Origin of the sequence: Emcibacter sp. (assembly GCF_048269205.1) — a bacterium.
In the GTDB taxonomy this organism is placed as follows: Bacteria; Pseudomonadota; Alphaproteobacteria; order Sphingomonadales; family Emcibacteraceae; genus Emcibacter.
Window position 1 is genome coordinate 209,128 of record NZ_JBLXJC010000003.1, and the last position, 17,507, is coordinate 226,634.

The following is a 17,507-nucleotide window of genomic DNA, read 5'->3' on the forward strand; positions in this document are numbered from 1 at the left end:
GGATCGAGGCCGGCAAATTACTGTTGAGCCGCGCCGTCTGCCCGGGCCACCCGGACAGCCACCGAAAGTGCCTCTTCTCCGCCGCCGCGGCGCATGCCACGCACCGGAGAAGCCTCCCAATAGTCGAGTCCGACGCCGACTCGGACATAATTATCCGTGGCGCAGACCCGGTTTGCAACGTCAAATCCAACCCATCCCAGATCGGGCACAAGCGCCTCTGCCCAGGCGTGAGCGGCCTCGGTTTCCTCACCCGTATCCGTATGCAGCAGATACCCTGAAACATAACGGGCCGGAATACCAATGGACCGCGCCCCGGCAATAAACACATGGGCATGGTCCTGGCAGACCCCGGCCCCGTTGGCCAGCGCCTCCACCGCCGTGGTATGGGCATGGGTTTCCCCGGTCTGGTAATCAACAGCATCCCGGATACTGTTCATCAATATATGCAGACATTGAAGATCATCTCCCTCCTCTGCTGCGGTACGCGCTGCACCGGCAAGCGCCCGAATGGCGCCATCGGGGCGGGACTGCGGCGTTTCCCGGAGATAAAAGAATGGCGGGAAAGGTTCCAGCGCCCCGGCAACCAGTCCGTTGCTCTCAAGCGTATCCACTATGCCGCGGACCCGGATCACCACCTCCTCGTGCGGCCGGTCAATCACCAGGGTATGCGTGAGATTTCCGAAACTGTCGGTAAAGGCATGCAGGAAGCCCGCCCCCGGGGCTTCGATCTCCCAGGTGCGAACCACCTGGCCGTCATAGGGTTGCGGAGTGAAACGCAGGCTCTGAATGGTATAGCTGACCGGCGTCTCGTAAGTATAGATGGTTTCATGTTCCACAGTGATCCGCATAACCGCCCTCCTAGACGAAATGGTAATTGCTGGCTATTTCATCGCCGAGCGTATTATTCCTGGCCAGGAAATCAGTGAGATATTCATGCAGGCCGCTCTGAAAAACATCCTCAATGCTGGCATATCCGAGCTGGGTATAGAGTTTTCCCGCCAGCCGGTGACACGCATGACGTTTGCCGTGACTGACGGCAATCATGTCCAGATAACGCACCACCTGGCCCAGAGTATAAACCAGGGAACGGGGCATTTCCTCTCTGAGAATCAGAAGTTCCGCCACCTGCCAGGGCTTTATGCTGTCCCGGTACAGCCAGTGATAGGAGCCGAGTGCCGAGACCGACCGCAGGATCGTTGCCCACTGGTAATAATCAACTGACCCGCCAAGGCTTTCTCCCGGCGGCAGCAGCACATGGTATTTCACATCCAGAATCCGGGCCGTATTGTCAGCCCGCTCCATATGCATTCCCAGATTGACAAAGGCAAAGGCCTCGTCCCTGAGCATTCCGCCCTGGACGGCACCCTGAAACAGGTTCGCGCGGATTTTCACCCAGTCCAGGAAATTCAGCAGATTGTCCCGGTTCAGGGTGCTGCGCCAGCGACCGTTAAATTCCAGCCAGGTATGGTTCAGGAAATCCCAGGTATCGGCCGTAAGGGCCGTACGCACAGCCTTGCCGTTGGTGCGTGCACTTTTCAGGCTGCACAGAATGGAAGAGGGATTTTCCTCGTCCAGGCCGATATAGGCAATAACGCTGTCCAGATTGGCTTCGCCGTGTTTCTCGATCAATCCCTGTTCCGCGCCGGCGGCGATGACGGTGGAACGCCATTCATTGCGGGGACCGCCGCTTTCCCATTCGGGAAGCTGGTTCATGCGATATCCCACCTCGATAATCCGGGCGAGATTTTCCGCCCGTTCCATATACCGCCCCATCCAGTAAAGGCAGGCTGCTGTGCGACTAAGCATTGCCAGACCTTCCTTTCTCGATAATCCAGGTGTCTTTTGTACCGCCACCCTGGGAGCTGTTGACCACCAGAGAGTCCTTTTTCATGGCCACCCGGGTCAGGCCACCGGGCACAAGCCGCACCTTGTCGGATCCCACCAGCACAAAGGGCCTCAGGTCCACGTGACGCGGGGCAATCCCTTCTTCCACAAAGGTGGGACAGGTCGACAGAGCAAGTGTGGGCTGAGCGATGAACTCGCCGGGAGCGGCCTTGATGCGTTCCGCATAGGCAGCAATTTCCTCCGCTGTTGATTTCGGCCCCACCAGCATGCCATAGCCGCCGGAACCATCCACTTCCTTGACCACCAGTTCCGCCAGATGATCCATTACATATTTGTAATCCTCTTCCCGGGCGCACCAGTAGGTCGGCACATTCTTGAGAATTGGCTCCTCACCCAGATAAAAGCGGATCATGTCAGGCACATACATATAGATCGCCTTGTCGTCGGCGATCCCGCCGCCCACCGCATTGGCAAGAGTTACGCCCCCGGAACGATATACATTCATCAGGCCGGGCACACCGAGAGTACTGTCCGGCCTGAATGTCAGCGGATCAAGAAAGGCGTCGTCAATGCGGCGGTAAATCACGTCCACCTTTTCCGGCCCCCGGGTCGTGCGCATGAAGACTGTATTGTCCTGGACAAACAGGTCCTGCCCCTCCACAAGCTCCACACCCATAGTGTCGGCCAGGAAACTATGCTCATAATAGGCGGAATTATATATCCCGGGAGACAGCACCACAACTTTGGGCTCCCCTTCGCATCTATGGGGGGCCACGGTGACCAGACTGTCTCTCAGGTCATCCGGATAGCGCTCTACCGGGGCAATGGCATGACGATTAAACAGATCGGGAAACAGGCGCATCATCACTTCCCGGTTCTGCAGCATATAGGACACCCCCGACGGTGTACGGGTATTGTCCTCCAGCACATAGAAATCATCCGGACCGGTGCGCACCAGATCAATGCCGGCGATATGGGTATAGACTCCACCGGGAACCTGCACTCCGCACATTTCCGGCAGGTAAGCCTTGTTCATCAGCACCAGCCGTTCGGGGACTATGCCGGCGGCTATGATCTCTCGCTTGTGATAGACGTCCTGCAGAAACCTGTTGAGCGCCGTGACCCGCTGCACCAGGCCGCGGGAAAGAAATTCCCATTCCCGGGCCAGCAGAATACGCGGCAGTATGTCAAAGGGAATCAGTCGTTCCGGGTCACCCCCCTCCCCATATACGGCGAAGGTAATGCCGATACGCCGGAACAGGGCCTCGGCTTCCGTCTGGCGCACCCGGAGCATTTCCGTCGGCGCCTCGTTCATCCAGTGGACAAATTTTTCCATGCCTTCCCGCGGGCTGCCGTCAGGGAGCCGGAGTTCATCAAAAAATTCATTTAGTTCGAAATCGTCAGAAGTCATGGGTCTGTTGCCCTTCCTCACATAGTGAGTATAAAGCAAACCCTGTGCCGTTTCAAAAAAATCGCAGAATTCCACGGGCTATCGGCCGAGGGCACTGTATCTGCAGCGTGAATGTTGCTTAATTTTTAGACTGCAGATGGTTTATGCATATAATTTAGACGACACCTGCCAGACAGGGAAAGAACAGGCTATTGATTTTCCAGCTTTTCCATTAAATGCCGCCGGGCCTCGGCAGCATCGGTCATCAGGGGAATACGCCGCAGGTGGCGCACTTCATCCCCGTTGTAAGGCTTAAAGTCTTCTGGCAGATTTTCCGGATCATAAGTGGCCAGCATCCAGTTCAGCAGGTCCGCTGTCTGCTGGTCGGAAAGGGGGGAAAAAGCGACACCGGGCACCCGGGCCAGATATTCCCGGCCACCTTCAATGGTCAGAAATTTTGAGACGTAACCGTTCATGGACGGCACTTCTCCGTCAACCCCGGAGGCGTCAGGCTTGTGACAACCCTGACAATTAAGCATCCAGTTGACCTTTGGCGGCATATCGCCCGCAACAGACGATACTGCACCAAGCCCGGCCATAAAACAGCCGAGGCTCAAGAGCATAAACATTCTATGCAGGCTGGTGAACATCACGTGCTCTCCTTCATTGACCGCCAAAAACTTCGGCCCGCTTTTTCATCACATCCCGGGCACGGACTTTCGGATTATTCTCGAGAATGGCCACAACCTCTTCTTCAGTGAAGGGCGTCCAGCTGTCTTCGCCTTTCAGGCCATTCAGCTCCTCCATGACATAGTTGAGGACGGCAGCGATACCGTCAGTCTTGAGGGCAGCGGCCTGGCCCGGCATCATGCTGCTGTAGGTCACACCCTCCACGGTCATGGGCCCCATCAACCCCGCCTTCAGCACCAGCACCAGATATTCCCGGCCTGACTCGCTGGAAGCCAGGGGCTGAAGCCGTCCGGCGATGGCCGGATAAGCCCCGGGAACACCCGCGCCGGTATTCAGGTGACAGGCGGAGCAGCGTTTATAAAGCTGGGCCCCGTCCTTTGCCAGGGCAGAAGAAGCCGTTATCGCCAGCCCGAGGCAGGCAAAACCTGTCAGAAGTTTCCGCATGTTATTGCTCCAGCGCCAGACCGATGATCACCGCTGTAGAGCAGGTATAAATGCTGCTGGACGTACCGAGACACCAGTTGGTATCGTTATTGGCCTGGGGCCGATACATGGGACGGTCGCCCTCGTTGCGGTTACACATACAGCGCCCACAGCTGGTCTTGCCGCAGCAATCATTATAGGAAATGATATAATTTTTACCGTCGCCCGGATTCTGGCAGGTGCCGATCCAGGTAATGGGGCTCATCTCGGTGCCCGGCGGACAGGCGCTCTGGCTGCCGCCGCAACAGCTGCAGAGGAAACCGTCAATGGCGCAATAACGCCAGTAGTCACAGCTTGTGGGATCGCCCGGATCCTCGGGATTTCCCGTGGACTGACCGGCAACGCCCGGATAGCCGCCACTGGCGCCAGTGGACGCCCGGGCCACCGGCAGAACCGGAAAGGCCGTCGCCCCCACAAGAGCCGTACCGAACCCGGCCAGAAAACCGCGACGGGAACTTTTCTGAGCCACTTTGCGGGCCATTTTCTCAGTAAGTTTATCAAAAATACTCATGTTTCCTCTCCAACTCCCTCGGTCAATGCCCTAGGCCGGTTCACGTTTGTTGAGATAATCCTGAATGGAATGTACGCCTTCCTGCTTGGCGACAAACAGGCTGTCCAGATGTTCGCGGCTGTTGACCAGCCCCATGGAGGCAATCTTGCCGTTTTCGTCAATCAGAACACTATAGGGCAGCTTGGCGATGCCGAACTGGCGGCCGAGAACTTCCGAATTCACATAGGGGAATTCCTCGAGCCCCTGCGCCTTTACATAGTCCTGGTGTGCCTTGTCACTGCCGTCACTGGCGAAGACAACATCCAGCCAGTCACTTTCCGCCTTGCTGATTGATTTCACCGCCGGCAGCAGGCTTTTACAGACCGGACAATCCGGTGACAGGAAGAACAAAAGCTGGCTGCGTTTTCCGTCCCGCGTACCGCCAATTTCCTGCAATGTCCCCGTCAATGTCGGTAGGGACATGGCTGGCGCGTCTTCACCGGGCTTCAGCACCTCGTTCATGGACAGCGCGCCCGCCGGGGCAATGCGTTCGTACAGTACGCCGATCTGGCGAGTCAGGGCAAAACACAATACCCCGAGCCCGATGACGGCAATCCAGAGAAAGATCTGGGAAATCACCAGAGCCTCAACCATGAAGATGCTCCTTCTTTAAAATATAGTTCAGATAATGGGACCTGTTGGACAGCAGTTCCTCGAGACACATATAAAGGAGTCCAAGAAACAGCACCCCGCCCGCGATGTTGATAAAATCCGCCAGAACAAATGACCGTTCCACAACCGGAACAACTGGCAGTAAAGCCAACAGGGCAAGGACCAGATTACGCGGGATCATCCAGAAACTGAGCCGGCTTTCCCGCTGGCCGAAATGACAGCCGCAATCAATTTCGAGCTTGCCCCGATAGAGGGACACAGCAATCAAAAAGCCATAGGCGATGAACAATCCGGCTGCAGGATAGGCCGCCACCGCGGCCGTTGCCGGAACAAGCAGTCCAAGACCGGCCAGGGCTTCCACCAGCGGCAGAATGAATACCGGAACGGCCTCAAGCGCCGTCGGCACAAGTTCATATCCCCGGATTGCCCGGCGAAAATCATCCAGATGGCGCACCTTGTGCAGGGCCGAGACGATCAGCAACAGCCCGGCAAAAAGGCTTCCGGTGGATATGAAAACCGGATCGATCATTACTGTTTTTCCTCTACCGCATACATGATGAAAGGCGTTGCCGTGTCACTTACAGCGATATTGCGAATGAACTTGCCTGAGGCGGCATCATAGACATCAAGTCGGAAATCCGCATTGACCACCGCCAGCTGCGGCTTTTTGCTATTGGTCACCTCGATGGAGATGCCCCAGGTGGCAAGCTTGATCCGCTGCACCCGTTTCTTTTTCTTCACATCATAGACCCAGACTTCGGAACCGCCGTTTTTGTGGCTGCCTTCCATGCCGTCCTCATGCACCAAGACGTAAAGGTGGCCTTTCTTGTCGTCGGCCACCAGATACCAGCCGCCGGGGCGCCAGTTCCTGGCCTTGTCTTCCTCCGGAATCAGTGACCAGGACGGCAGGTTTTTCGCTGTCTTGCCACTCAGGTCAACCGGCACCACATCACCCTTGAAGGTGGGGAAATAGGCGACACCGTCAATCAGGCCCATTTTCATGAACATGGCATTGTCATCGATATTATTGAAGGCGCCTGTCACTGCCTGCTCGGCGATCTGGCCTTTATCATCCAGCACCAGGCTCATCATGGTGCCATTGCCACACATGGAAGAAAAACCACGCTTGCCGGTGGGATAAATCATGCTGCAGCCGGGGACCGGAATTTCATTGACGATCTTGCGCGCGGCAATATCGATGACAGAGACCGAAGCGGCAGGGGTGAAATTGAAAAGCAGCACAAATTTGCCGTCATTGGTCTGCTGCATAGAGCCCTTCTGGGGCATAAACTGACCGCGCTTGCCACCGGGAAGTATAATCTCCTCCACAGGCGCCAGATTCTCCTTGTCATGGATCACCAGTACATCGGTCCGTTCCCCATAGGTGCCGCGACTGTAGAAGGTTTCGGCAACATAGAGTTCCTTGCCGTCCTTTGACTGCAGGAAAGAGCCGAACATGGCCGCACCGAAGGAGCCTTTGTAATGCTTATTTTCGGAGGCGACATCCATCAAGACCACCTTGCCGTCGACCATGGCATTGAAATTGCCGTCGGCCACAAACAGCCACTCCGCGGGATAGTCAGACGGGAGTGTAGCCACATTGGGAATCTCCTCGATTTCAAGTTCCGCCTGAACTGCGGCCGGCCAGATAAAAGCTGCACACAGGGCACCAATCAGCGATTTCCTCATCATTTCCGACTCCCGAAAATTTATAAATATAAATTAGTACACTCGTCCTAAATACCAAAATACCCCGAAAGTGTCAATAATACTAAAGCGTCACCATGGCCTGTCCGATCCCGGGTTCAGGGCGCCCGCTCGTAGGTCCGCACGAGATCGAGAAAGTTCTTCACCGCCAGGTCGATAACACCCGCGCTCCTGCTGTTCCAGCCCTTCTCATGGCCGATAAAAATAGTATGCCCTTCAATGGCGGCGGAAATATAGAGCGCCAGTTTTTTACAGTCCTCACCATCCAGATCGGGACGCACCTTTGAAATCAGCTGATCGATAAGCCCCTGTTCCCGGTCATAGAGGTCCTGCACCTCCCGGTTCACTACCGGATCGTGATTGGCCATGGCCCAGAGTTCCGGAAAGAAGCGGGTGGTTTCCCGGGTCATCAGGTCCTGCATGATATAGACCAGCGCCTGTTCAAGCTGCTGTTCACCAGACAGGCGGGTGTCGGCCATAATTTCCCGGATATCATCGGTATATCCCTCCAGGGCCACATCCAGCAATATATGCACCAGATCCTGCTTGGCGCTGAAATAATAGGTCAGGTTCCCCACCGTCATGTTACAACGGGCCGCCACCTTGCGCATGGAGAGGCCGGCATAACCCTCCTCGATCAGCAACGACTGGGTCGCCTCGAGAATCTCCAGCACCTTGGCCGCCTTCTGGTCTGTCAGGTCCTGGAAATCGGGATGGGTGAGTTTCAGTTTGCGCATTTATTCCTGTCGCCTTGTCAGCATTTGATCATTGTTTCTTTTATTCAGAGCGCAGGCAAGGAAAAAGCGCGACCCGGAGGCCGCGCTTCTCTTGGCATAATTTCTAAGGGATCAGAAATTATAGGTCAGGTTGACACCCCATGTTCTGGGCATGCCGTAATATTTCTCGATCAGACCGAACAGGCCACCGTTGCTGGGGCTGCCGCTTAGATCAAAAGTCTGCACTACATAATTTTTGTCTGTAATGTTTTTCACAAACGCGCGCAGGCTCCAGGCTTCATCCGCTGAATAATAAGTGACGGAGGCATTGCCGATAAAATAGCCACTTTCGGTGGAAGCCGGAAGATTGGTCAAAGTAAAGTAATGTTTGTCGCGATACTGACCATCCGCCTGCAGGGCAAGACGCCCTTCACCGGCATCGAACTCGTAACGGATCAGGCCGTTCAGGTTCCACTTCGGGGTCTGAACCGGGCTTACTTCTGTTCCAGCAGGGAAAATACCCGGCACGTCAGTGACACCGTCACCATCCGTATCCACATCAAGGGTCAGACCCGGCACATCGGAAACTTTCACGTCAGTGTAAGCAATACCGAAGTTGAGGTCGAGACCGTCAACCGGGTTGGCCTGGATTTCGATCTCGAAGCCCTTGTTTTCTGCCTGGGCGTTCAGGGTAGAAGTGTCCAGCCCGATGATGGAGAAGGCCTGGTAGTTGTTGTAGTCATAATAATAAGCGGCCGCATTCACACGCAGGCGACCGTCCAAGCCATCCCATTTGAAGCCCAGCTCATAAGCATCCAGCTTTTCCGGATCATAGGTCATAAAGACCTCTTCAACAGCAAACGGGCTTGGCAGCAGCGGTGAGTTATACCCACCGGACTTCACACCCCGGTTCCAACTGGCATACACCAGCAGGTCGTCGCTGGGGGTGAAGTTGACCTGCGCCCGGGCAGACCAGTTACTGTCGCTACGGCTGCCGTCATAAGGCACATTGGGAAGCGCCGGTGCGATCACTTCCGCATTGGGGTCAAGACCACTGCTGGATGTATCCGGATACATCATCAGAAGGTTATCATAATGATGGGATTTGTCTTCCTCGATCCAGCGGAAACCGCCGATCAGAGCCAGCTGGTCAGAAACTTGATACTCAAGCTGGGCAAAGACGGACCAGGTTTCCGTATCCGTTTGATAGGGGTTGTAAATCCCGTTAAAGCCGAGATCCTCAACTGGACCGAAGACGGCCTCAACTAACCCGGGGATAATACCCCCGTTAGAGTCATCAACTTTCAGGTCCATATAATAGAAACCGGTCACCCATTTCAAATTGTCGGATTCACCGTTCAGGCGCAGTTCCTGAGAGAACTGTTCCGCATCAGTGGTCAGGAAGAAGTTGAAATAGTTGGCGGGGGAGGCATCTGAATCCTCGATATAGTCACGCTTCACGGCCTGGAAGTCAGTGATGCTGGTCAATGAACCCCAGTCCTGGTCCCATTTAATGGTGGCTGTATAGCCTTCCGTATCCAGGATATTATGACCCTGGCGATCATAATCACCGGCAAAATTATCACCATCCGTATCCACATAACCGCCGAGGTCCGGGTTCGGCACGCCCGGTGTGGCTTCGCTGGTCGGCAGGATAGCAGACTCAAATTCGAAGAAACCGGTACGGATATCCTGTTTGCCGAAACGGGCGTTAAGCAGGATTTCCAGTTCGTCGGACGGCTGGAACAGGGCCTGCAGACGCCCGGCTGTTTCGTTGGCGTTGTTCAGTTTTGAATCCGGCTTCAGGCGGTTGGTCACATAACCGTCACCCTGGTGGGTGGCCACAGAAGCACGAAGGGCAAATTTGTCGGTCACCGGAATGCCGACGGCGCCCTGGAATTTCATGCGCTCGAAACTGCCGTAAGAAATGCTGCCATAACCGTTGAATTCCTCAAGGTCCGGTTTGACGGTGACATAATGCACCAGACCACCGGTGGCGTTACGGCCGAACAGGGTACCCTGCGGACCGCGCAGAAGTTCCACACGGTCAACGTCAAAGAGCAGGAAGCCTGCGCCGGACATCTGACTGATATAAACCTCGTCAACATAAACGGCGACCGGGCTTTCCACGTTGGTGGTAAAATCATTGTTGGCCACGCCGCGGATGCCGATAGAATAGTTGGCTTCACCGTTGGGCTGCAGGGTGGCAACACCCGGCGCCAGGGAAGTCACTTCCTGGGCGTTTGTATAGCCGAGCGCCTTGAGCTGGGAACCTGACAGGGCGGTAATGGCAATACCCACATCCTGTGCGCTTTGTTCGCGTTTCTGGGCGGTAATCACAATTTCATCCATAAAGATGGATGAACGTTTTTCTTCTTCCTGAGCGTATGCGCCCGTTGTCGCCAGCGCGGCAAAGGCCGTTGAGGCTGCCAGTGCGGCTTTGAAGGCATGTCTTGCGGTGTCGGATTTTCTAAACAGCATATGTCTCTTCCCTTAAGTCGTTGTGGGATGGATAAAAAGAAATGACCTCCCTCTGGGCATTTCTTCATCCCGTCCGTTGATGGACTTTATGTACGGAGACCGTAGTCTCTCGCTGGAATTATAGCGACTGAGGGCAGTCTTTCACCAGTAGACAAAGGGATCAAAAACCGTCCGGGGCTTAATACTATAGTATCAAACCCCGTTTTTCCCCGCGCCGCCATAAAACTTCCTTCTATTTTACAATATGTTAGGAACATCATCAATAACTCATACCGCTTATTTTCCTGATCCCAAGGTCTAGTTTTCCGCCCCGGCCAGACATGGAATAATCCGTATAGACAATCTGACCCTGCACCGCGGATTCCAGACCCCCGGAACAGCAGAGTCTACGGGAGCCGCCTGGGAACAAGCCAAGAGGAATGGAGAAACAGAAAGATGGACGCAATCGTTGACAGCAAAGCCGCACTGGGAGAACAAGCGAGAAAATTTGTATCCGAAACCAGAAAGATGCTGGTTGACGGCAAGTGGGTAGCCGCCGCCTCCGGCAAGACCTTTTCCACGCTGGACCCCGCCACAGGCGCCCCCATCACCGAAGTATGCGAAGGCGACAAGGAAGATATCAGTCAGGCCGTCCTGGCGGCGCGCCGGGCCTTTGAAGACGGTCCCTGGCCGAACATGACCCCGAGCGAACGGGAACACCTGATGCACCGCCTTGCGGACCTGATCGAGGCAAATGCCGACGAACTTGCCGAACTGGAAGCGCTGGACAACGGCAAGAACAAGGCCATCGCCCGCATGGTCGACATCAACCTCGCCATTGAAACCTTCCGCTATATGGCCGGCTGGCCAAGCAAAATTTCCGGCGACGTCTTGCCGCTGAGCACCCCGAGAGCACCGGATCAGCAGTTTTTCGGCTATACCCTGCGTGAACCCGTCGGCGTGATCGGCCAGATCATCCCCTGGAACTTCCCGCTGCTCATGTGCGCCTGGAAGCTGGCGCCGGCATTGGCCTGCGGCAACACCATCGTGCTGAAACCGGCCGAGGAAACCCCGCTGACCGCCCTCAGGCTCGGCGAACTGATCTGCGAAGCAGGCTTCCCCGACGGGGTAGTGAATATTGTTCCCGGATACGGTCATACGGCAGGGGCGGCGCTCACGGCCCATCCGGAAGTGGACAAGATCGCCTTCACCGGTTCCACCGAAGTGGGCAAAATCATTGCCCGGGAAGCCGCCGACAGCATGAAAAAGGTTTCCATGGAACTGGGCGGAAAATCCCCTGCCATCATCCTGCCTGATGCGGACCTGGACATTGCCATCCCCGGTGCCGTCAGCGCCATCATGTTCAACCAGGGCCAGGTCTGCTGCGCCGGCTCGCGCCTCTATGTCCCGGACAATCTCTATGATGCCGTGATCGAGGGGCTGGCGGAAAATGTTTCTGCCCTCAAAATCGGCTCCGGCCTTGATCCTGAAAATATGGTCAATCCGCTGGTTTCCGAAACCCAGTTTCAGCGGGTCATGGGCTATATCGACATCGGCCGCGAGGAAGGCGCCAGCGTGATCACCGGCGGCAAGCGCCGGGGGGACAGCGGCTATTTTGTGGAGCCCACCATCCTTGCCGATACCAACCAGGACATGAAAGTGGTCCAGGAGGAAATTTTCGGACCGGTGCTCTGCGTACAACGCTATTCCGATGTCAGTGAAATCACCAGACTCGCCAACGACACCATTTACGGCCTTGGCGCCAGCCTCTGGACCCGGGATGTGGGCAACATCATGCGCTTTGTCCCGAAAATCAAGGCCGGCACCGTCTGGGTCAACTGCCACAATATTCTTGATGTCGCCATGCCTTTTGGCGGCTTCAAACAGTCCGGCTACGGACGCGAGCTGGGTAAAGATGTTCTTGAACTCTATACCCAGACAAAATCAGTCTGCATCATGGCATAATTGTTCACGCCTTGTGCAGACTGGGTCTCCCGAGACCACCTCACGACCTTAAACTACTGGAGGTCCTTTCCCCGCGAAAGGGCCTCTTTTTTCTGGCGATCCCGCCGGAACCGGATAAAATCGGCCCATGAGCGAGAAACAAGCAGTCATGACAAACGATAGCGAAACAGAAATTAAAAGAGCCTTTTCCCTGTCCCGGGACGAACGGACGGCGGTTCGGGAGTTCTTTGACGGTCTTTGCATCGAAAAGGAAAAACCCGAAGCGGTCATTTTTTTCTGCTCTCCCGACTATGATACGGTCAAGCTGGAGAAAGAACTGAACAGGCAGTTCGGGGATATTCCCCTGATCGGCTGCACCACTGCCGGAGAGATCACACCGGAAGGGTATCATGCCGGCTCTATCACCGGGGCAGTCCTCAGCCGCACTCATTTTACCTGCGTCAGCAAACGCTATGACATGATCAGCAACTTCAATATCCAGGACGGTATCGAATTCGGCCGCAGCCTGAAACAACAGCTGAACAGGGTTGCAGACAATGCCAGCGGCTCCAACAGCTTCGCCTTCATGCTGATTGACGGCCTCAGCGGCGCCGAGGAACGGGTCACCGCCTCACTCGGCAGCGAGCTTGGGGAAATCAATCTGATCGGTGGCTCCACCGCTGATGATTTCAAACTGAAGCAGACACAGATTTTTCACGACGGCCGCTTTCATACGGACAGCGCGGTCGTGGTCATGGTTCATACGGACCTGCCGTTCCAGGTTTCCTATACCCATCACTATGTGGCCAGCGACGCCAAGGCGGTCATCACCGAAGCTGACCCCATCACCCGGGAAGTCCTGGAAATCAACGGCCTGCCCGCCACCCGGGAATATGCCCGGCTGTGTGGAGTCGAGGAAAAAGACCTCGATATCGTGGTCGCCAGTAAACATCCGATCATGGTCAAGGTAGGCGGTACCTATTTTTCCCGGGGCGTCATGGGCATCAATCACCAGAACCAAAGTATCAAGTTCGCCTGCGCCATCGACAAGGGGGTGGTCTGCAGTATTGCCCGCCCCGACGATCCGAAACAGAATCTGGAAAAGCTGTTCCGGGATATGGAAAATGAAATCGGTCCGCTGGCGCTGGTTATCGGCTGCGACTGTGCGGCCCGGAAGATGAATTTCCAGATCCAGGGCATCCTCGATGATATGTCGCAAATCTATGCGGCCAATAATGTGATCGGTTTTGCCTCCTTCGGGGAGCAGTTCAACAGCCTGCATATGAACAACTCCTTCTCCTGCGTTGCCATCGGCAGCAAGGCGCGCGCCCATGACTGAACGACCAAGCCGCCTGACGGATAAGGAAATCGAACGCCTGGTGCTGGAAAACGCCCGGCTCAACAAAACCGTTCAGGCCCTGATGGAACGGGTCGAGAGGGATATGGACCAGCAGCGGGACAGCTTCTCCCTGTTCCAGACCGCCATTAACCTGGAAAAAACCGTGGAGCTGAGGACCCGGGAACTGAAAATCCTCAATGCCCGTCTCAGGGAAGAGCTGGATGTGCGCGAAAAGGTGGAAGATGCCCTGCGTATCGCCAAACAACAGGCCGAAGAGGCCAACCTCAGCAAAACCAAATTCCTGGCCACCGCCAGCCATGACCTGCGCCAGCCCCTCAACGCCGCCCGGCTGTTCCTGGAAACCCTGGAATCGGAAACCGACGACAAGAACCAGGAAACCGTCATGCGGATCAGCACCTCGCTGGATGCGCTGGACGATCTGCTTGGTGTACTGCTCAATATTTCCCAGCTTGATGCCGGCGGGATCAAGCCGAGGTTTACTCATTTCCGGGTCCAGAACCTGCTGGACCGGATTGTGCCCGAATATATCAAGACCGGGGAAACCCGTGGCCTGAAAGTGAAGATGGTGCCCTGCGCCGCCGTCATCTATTCCGATGAAAGACTGCTGGAAACCATCATCCGCAACTTCCTCAGCAACGCTGTCCGATATACCAAACAGGGGCGGATCCTGGTGGGATGCCGCCGCAGGGACAACGGTATCATGATCTGTGTCCATGATACCGGCATCGGCATCCGCGAAGACAGGCTGGAGGCCATTTTCGAGGAGTTCACCCAGGTTCATGAAGACCGCAGCATCGGCACCCGGGGCATCGGTCTGGGTCTGTCCATCGTCGACCGCATCGCCCGTCTGCTCGGACTTCCGGTCCATGTCGCGTCCACCGAACAAAAGGGATCCAGATTCGCCGTTACCGTACCGACAGGCAACGAGCAGGATATTCGTACCGGCGAAATCGACCGGCCGGCCGTCTCGACACTGCCGGAACTGGCCGGATCCCGGGTCATTGTGGTGATCGACAATGACCCCCAGGTCCTGGAAGGTATGCAGGCCCTGCTCGGAAGCTGGGGATGCCAAACCGTGGCCGAGGCGTCGGCTGAGGCCTGCCTGGTCCGCCTGATTGGAAACGACCAGGAACCGGCCATGATCATCGCCGACTATCATCTGGACGGCGGACTCACCGGCCTGGATGCTGCCACAGAAGTCCAGGCGGAATTTGAAAATTCTCTGCCTGTGCTGATCATTACCAGCGACCGGGACAAGGATCTTGCCGACCACATCGCCCGTCAGGACATTCCCCTGCTGTACAAGCCGGTCAAACCGGCCCGGCTGTCCAGCCTGATCAGCCACGCCCTGAGCGAACCGCAGACCCGTCGTCCGGACTGATCAGGATTCAGCGATCAGGTTCTTGGCTGCAATCACCGCCTGAAGACGGTTATTCACCTGCAGCTTGCGAAGGATGGCGGAAACATGGGCCTTCACGGTGATTTCCGAGATCTCGAGTTCAAAGGCAATCACCTTGTTGGGCTTGCCTTCCGCCAGTAGTTCGAGAACCGCCATTTGCCGGGGGGTAAGACTGGCCTTCTCCGCGTCCATAACAGGCGCTGCGGCGCCGGGACCCGGAGCGGGTTCGGGGGAACGGCCTCCCCCCCTTCCCAGGGCCTGGGACGGAATATAGCTGTTGCCGCTGCGCACAAGTCTCAACGCGTTGCGCATCACTTCCCGGGAAGACGACTTGGGCAGATAACCCATAGCGCCATAGGAGAAACTCTCCCGCACCGTTTCATCATGATCGGTGGAGGAAACAATAACGATGGGTGTGGCCGGCAACTTGTTCCGCAGGCTGATCAGACAGGAAAATCCCTCGGCGCCGGGCAGCAAAAGATCAAGCAGAATCATATCGAAGATGTCGCCGGCATCGGTCGCCTCCAGGGTTTCGGACGCGCTGCAGACTTCGACACAGTCCACCTCGTCTTCATAGACAGAGCGTACAATATCGCCCAACGCTTCCCTGAACAGCGGGTGATCGTCCGCGATCAGTACCCTGCTTTCCGTCATACCTGCTTCCCGACTGTTAAATCCTCACGGGGGGAGCTTACGTTATTCTAGTCACGCAAACAATCCTTATAGGTTTCGCGCAGGGTGATTTTCTTGATTTTCCCGGTCGCCGTCAGGGGCATTTCATCGACAAAAAAGACCCGGTCCGGCATCCACCATTTGGCGATCTTGCCATCAAGGAATTCCAGGATTTCCTCTTCCGTCGGCGCCATGCCCGGCGCCGCACGAATAACCAGGACGGGACGCTCCTCCCATTTGGGATGATAGACCCCCACAACACCGGCCTGCAGGACCTTGGGATGCCCCACGGCCAGGTTTTCGACATCGATGGAGCTGATCCATTCGCCGCCGGATTTGATCACATCCTTGGCCCGGTCGGTGATCTTGATATAGCCGTACCGGTCCAGGGTCACCACATCCCCGGTCGGGAACCAGCCGTCCGCATCCAGAAGATCGCCGCCTTCGCCGCGGAAATATTCCGCCACAACCCAGGGGCCGCGGACCCAGAGATCGCCGTAGGTTTCCCCGTCCCGGGGCACAGGATTGCCCTGGTCGTCAACCACCTTGACCTCAAGGCCGTACTGCACCCGGCCCTGTTTGCTGAGGACCTGCTCTTTCTGGTCTTGCTGCAGCTTATCCACCTCCGGTGTGGAACTGGCCACCGTTCCCAGCGGACTGGTTTCCGTCATGCCCCAGAGCTGCAACACCCTGACGCCATAGCTGTCGAGAAACTTTTCCGTCATGGCCCGGGGAACGGCCGAACCGCCGATCATGGTACGGCTGAGGCTGTCCACCCGCTTGCCCGTTTCCTCCAGATACTGGAACAGCATGGTAAAGACCGTGGGCACGGCGCAGGAGAAGGTGACCCCCTCGCTCTCAACCAGGTCCTGGATGCTTTCCCCGTCCATTTTCGGTCCCGGGAATACCAGTTTGGCGCCGAGCATGGGGGCGATATAGGCCAGACCCCAGGCATTGCCGTGATACATGGGCGCTATGGGCATGATCACATCATAGACCGACAGGCCGAAAGCGCTGTTCTGGGCCGCCGCCATGGCGTGAATGATGGTCGAGCGATGGGAATAGAGCACTCCCTTGGGATTTCCTGTTGTTCCGGATGTGTAACAAAGAGACGAGGCGCTCCGCTCGTCAAATTCCGGCCACTCCAGTTCCTCACTCGCATCGGCGATAAGCTCCTCATAACAAAGGACATTCTCTAAGCTTGTTTCCGGCATATGCTCCCGATCGGTAAGGATCACGATCCCTTCCACATGGCGAAAGGAGGCCGCCAGCTTCTCAACCATGGGCACAAAATCCAGGTCGACAAAAAGATAACGGCCCTGACCGTGATTGACGATATAGCTGATCTGCTCCTCGAACAGGCGCGGATTAGCCGTATGCAGTGCACAGCCGATGCCGGACACCCCGTAAAAAAGTTCAAAATGGCGATGGGTCGTCCAGGCCAGGGTGGCAATCCGGTCGCCGGATTTAACCCCCAATGTGCCGGTCAGGGCATTGGCCAGCTTTTTGGCCCTCCTTTCCGCCTCGGCGTAGGTATAGCGATGAATTGGCCCCTCAACGGTCCGCGTGACGATTTCGGTCGTGCCGTGATATTCCGCTGCGTAACGGATCAGGGAAGAAATCATCAGCTCGTTCTGCTGCATCAGTCCCGGTATGGTCATCTTGATACTCCTGTGGCC

The 17,507-nt window shown here is 56.2% G+C and carries 16 protein-coding genes; 3 read left to right on the plus strand and 13 right to left on the minus strand.

Annotation, left to right across the window (positions count from 1 at the left end; genetic code table 11):
- Positions 1-17: 17 nt before the first annotated feature.
- The 11 genes from ACN0YD_RS13300 to ACN0YD_RS13350 form a co-directional block, all read right to left on the minus strand.
- On the minus strand, positions 18-848 hold the full coding sequence (locus tag ACN0YD_RS13300; RefSeq protein WP_417320562.1) for a transglutaminase family protein: 831 nt from the start codon (positions 846-848) through the stop codon (positions 18-20).
- A 10-nt stretch (positions 849-858) separates the two neighbouring features.
- Positions 859-1,806 (minus strand): alpha-E domain-containing protein, encoded by a 948-nt coding sequence (locus ACN0YD_RS13305; RefSeq protein WP_417320564.1) that lies wholly within the window; start codon positions 1,804-1,806, stop codon positions 859-861.
- Positions 1,799-3,256 (minus strand): circularly permuted type 2 ATP-grasp protein, encoded by a 1,458-nt coding sequence (locus ACN0YD_RS13310; protein ID WP_417320565.1) that lies wholly within the window; start codon positions 3,254-3,256, stop codon positions 1,799-1,801. Before ACN0YD_RS13310 ends, ACN0YD_RS13305 begins: the two co-directional genes overlap by 8 nt.
- 188 nt (positions 3,257-3,444) lie before the next feature.
- Positions 3,445-3,888 (minus strand): cytochrome C, encoded by a 444-nt coding sequence (locus ACN0YD_RS13315; RefSeq protein ID WP_417320567.1) that lies wholly within the window; start codon positions 3,886-3,888, stop codon positions 3,445-3,447.
- Positions 3,889-3,898: 10 nt separating this feature from the next.
- On the minus strand, positions 3,899-4,369 hold the full coding sequence (locus ACN0YD_RS13320; protein WP_417320569.1) for a c-type cytochrome: 471 nt from the start codon (positions 4,367-4,369) through the stop codon (positions 3,899-3,901).
- 1 nt (position 4,370) lies between these two features.
- Complete coding sequence (locus tag ACN0YD_RS13325; protein WP_417320571.1) at positions 4,371-4,919, minus strand: methylamine dehydrogenase light chain; 549 nt, start codon at positions 4,917-4,919, stop codon at positions 4,371-4,373.
- A 30-nt stretch (positions 4,920-4,949) separates the two neighbouring features.
- Entirely contained in the window at positions 4,950-5,552 is a 603-nt protein-coding gene (locus tag ACN0YD_RS13330) for a redoxin family protein (RefSeq protein WP_417320573.1), read from the minus strand.
- Entirely contained in the window at positions 5,545-6,099 is a 555-nt protein-coding gene (locus tag ACN0YD_RS13335) for a MauE/DoxX family redox-associated membrane protein (protein ID WP_417320575.1), read from the minus strand. Before ACN0YD_RS13335 ends, ACN0YD_RS13330 begins: the two co-directional genes overlap by 8 nt.
- Complete coding sequence (locus tag ACN0YD_RS13340; RefSeq protein WP_417320577.1) at positions 6,099-7,262, minus strand: amine dehydrogenase large subunit; 1,164 nt, start codon at positions 7,260-7,262, stop codon at positions 6,099-6,101. The genes ACN0YD_RS13335 and ACN0YD_RS13340 overlap by 1 nt, the downstream gene beginning before the upstream one ends.
- A gap of 113 nt (positions 7,263-7,375) precedes the next feature.
- Positions 7,376-8,014 carry a TetR/AcrR family transcriptional regulator gene (locus ACN0YD_RS13345; protein WP_417320579.1) on the minus strand — a complete coding sequence of 213 codons (639 nt, stop codon included), beginning with the start codon at positions 8,012-8,014 and terminating at the stop codon, positions 7,376-7,378.
- Between the two features lie 111 nt (positions 8,015-8,125).
- Positions 8,126-10,474 carry a TonB-dependent receptor gene (locus ACN0YD_RS13350; protein WP_417320580.1) on the minus strand — a complete coding sequence of 783 codons (2,349 nt, stop codon included), beginning with the start codon at positions 10,472-10,474 and terminating at the stop codon, positions 8,126-8,128.
- A gap of 435 nt (positions 10,475-10,909) precedes the next feature.
- Here ACN0YD_RS13350 and ACN0YD_RS13355 point away from each other — a divergent pair, with 435 nt between their 5' ends.
- The 3 genes from ACN0YD_RS13355 to ACN0YD_RS13365 all read left to right on the plus strand — a co-directional run bounded on the left by ACN0YD_RS13355 (position 10,910) and on the right by ACN0YD_RS13365 (position 15,138).
- Positions 10,910-12,418 carry an aldehyde dehydrogenase family protein gene (locus ACN0YD_RS13355; RefSeq protein ID WP_417320582.1) on the plus strand — a complete coding sequence of 503 codons (1,509 nt, stop codon included), beginning with the start codon at positions 10,910-10,912 and terminating at the stop codon, positions 12,416-12,418.
- 127 nt (positions 12,419-12,545) lie between these two features.
- On the plus strand, positions 12,546-13,736 hold the full coding sequence (locus ACN0YD_RS13360; RefSeq protein WP_417320584.1) for an FIST N-terminal domain-containing protein: 1,191 nt from the start codon (positions 12,546-12,548) through the stop codon (positions 13,734-13,736).
- Positions 13,729-15,138, plus strand: a complete 1,410-nt coding sequence (locus ACN0YD_RS13365; RefSeq protein ID WP_417320586.1) for a NahK/ErcS family hybrid sensor histidine kinase/response regulator — start codon at positions 13,729-13,731, stop codon at positions 15,136-15,138. Before ACN0YD_RS13360 ends, ACN0YD_RS13365 begins: the two co-directional genes overlap by 8 nt.
- On the opposite strand, the gene ACN0YD_RS13370 is transcribed toward ACN0YD_RS13365, so the two are convergent.
- Together ACN0YD_RS13370 and ACN0YD_RS13375 are read right to left on the minus strand one after the other, a co-directional pair.
- The gene (locus ACN0YD_RS13370; protein ID WP_417320588.1) at positions 15,139-15,810 is read right to left on the minus strand and encodes a LuxR C-terminal-related transcriptional regulator; all 672 of its coding nucleotides are present in this window, start codon (positions 15,808-15,810) and stop codon (positions 15,139-15,141) included.
- Positions 15,811-15,857: 47 nt separating this feature from the next.
- A complete protein-coding gene (locus tag ACN0YD_RS13375) occupies positions 15,858-17,483 on the minus strand; it encodes a long-chain-fatty-acid--CoA ligase (RefSeq protein WP_417320747.1) in 1,626 nt (541 codons plus the stop codon).
- Between the last annotated feature and the right edge of the window lie 24 nt (positions 17,484-17,507).

Excerpts from the sequence above, each read along its gene's own strand:
- ACN0YD_RS13360 (WP_417320584.1), top strand. The coding sequence starts at position 12,546 with ATGAGCGAGAAACAAGCAGTCATGACAAACGATAGCGAAACAGAAATT.
- ACN0YD_RS13300 (WP_417320562.1), bottom strand. The coding sequence starts at position 848 with ATGCGGATCACTGTGGAACATGAAACCATCTATACTTACGAGACGCCG.
- ACN0YD_RS13325 (WP_417320571.1), bottom strand. The coding sequence starts at position 4,919 with ATGAGTATTTTTGATAAACTTACTGAGAAAATGGCCCGCAAAGTGGCT.
- ACN0YD_RS13305 (WP_417320564.1), bottom strand. The coding sequence starts at position 1,806 with ATGCTTAGTCGCACAGCAGCCTGCCTTTACTGGATGGGGCGGTATATG.
- ACN0YD_RS13345 (WP_417320579.1), bottom strand. The coding sequence starts at position 8,014 with ATGCGCAAACTGAAACTCACCCATCCCGATTTCCAGGACCTGACAGAC.
- ACN0YD_RS13365 (WP_417320586.1), top strand. The coding sequence starts at position 13,729 with ATGACTGAACGACCAAGCCGCCTGACGGATAAGGAAATCGAACGCCTG.
- ACN0YD_RS13340 (WP_417320577.1), bottom strand. The coding sequence starts at position 7,262 with ATGATGAGGAAATCGCTGATTGGTGCCCTGTGTGCAGCTTTTATCTGG.
- ACN0YD_RS13310 (WP_417320565.1), bottom strand. The coding sequence starts at position 3,256 with ATGACTTCTGACGATTTCGAACTAAATGAATTTTTTGATGAACTCCGG.
- ACN0YD_RS13330 (WP_417320573.1), bottom strand. The coding sequence starts at position 5,552 with ATGGTTGAGGCTCTGGTGATTTCCCAGATCTTTCTCTGGATTGCCGTC.
- ACN0YD_RS13355 (WP_417320582.1), top strand. The coding sequence starts at position 10,910 with ATGGACGCAATCGTTGACAGCAAAGCCGCACTGGGAGAACAAGCGAGA.
- ACN0YD_RS13350 (WP_417320580.1), bottom strand. The coding sequence starts at position 10,474 with ATGCTGTTTAGAAAATCCGACACCGCAAGACATGCCTTCAAAGCCGCA.
- ACN0YD_RS13370 (WP_417320588.1), bottom strand. The coding sequence starts at position 15,810 with ATGACGGAAAGCAGGGTACTGATCGCGGACGATCACCCGCTGTTCAGG.
- ACN0YD_RS13335 (WP_417320575.1), bottom strand. The coding sequence starts at position 6,099 with ATGATCGATCCGGTTTTCATATCCACCGGAAGCCTTTTTGCCGGGCTG.
- ACN0YD_RS13320 (WP_417320569.1), bottom strand. The coding sequence starts at position 4,369 with ATGCGGAAACTTCTGACAGGTTTTGCCTGCCTCGGGCTGGCGATAACG.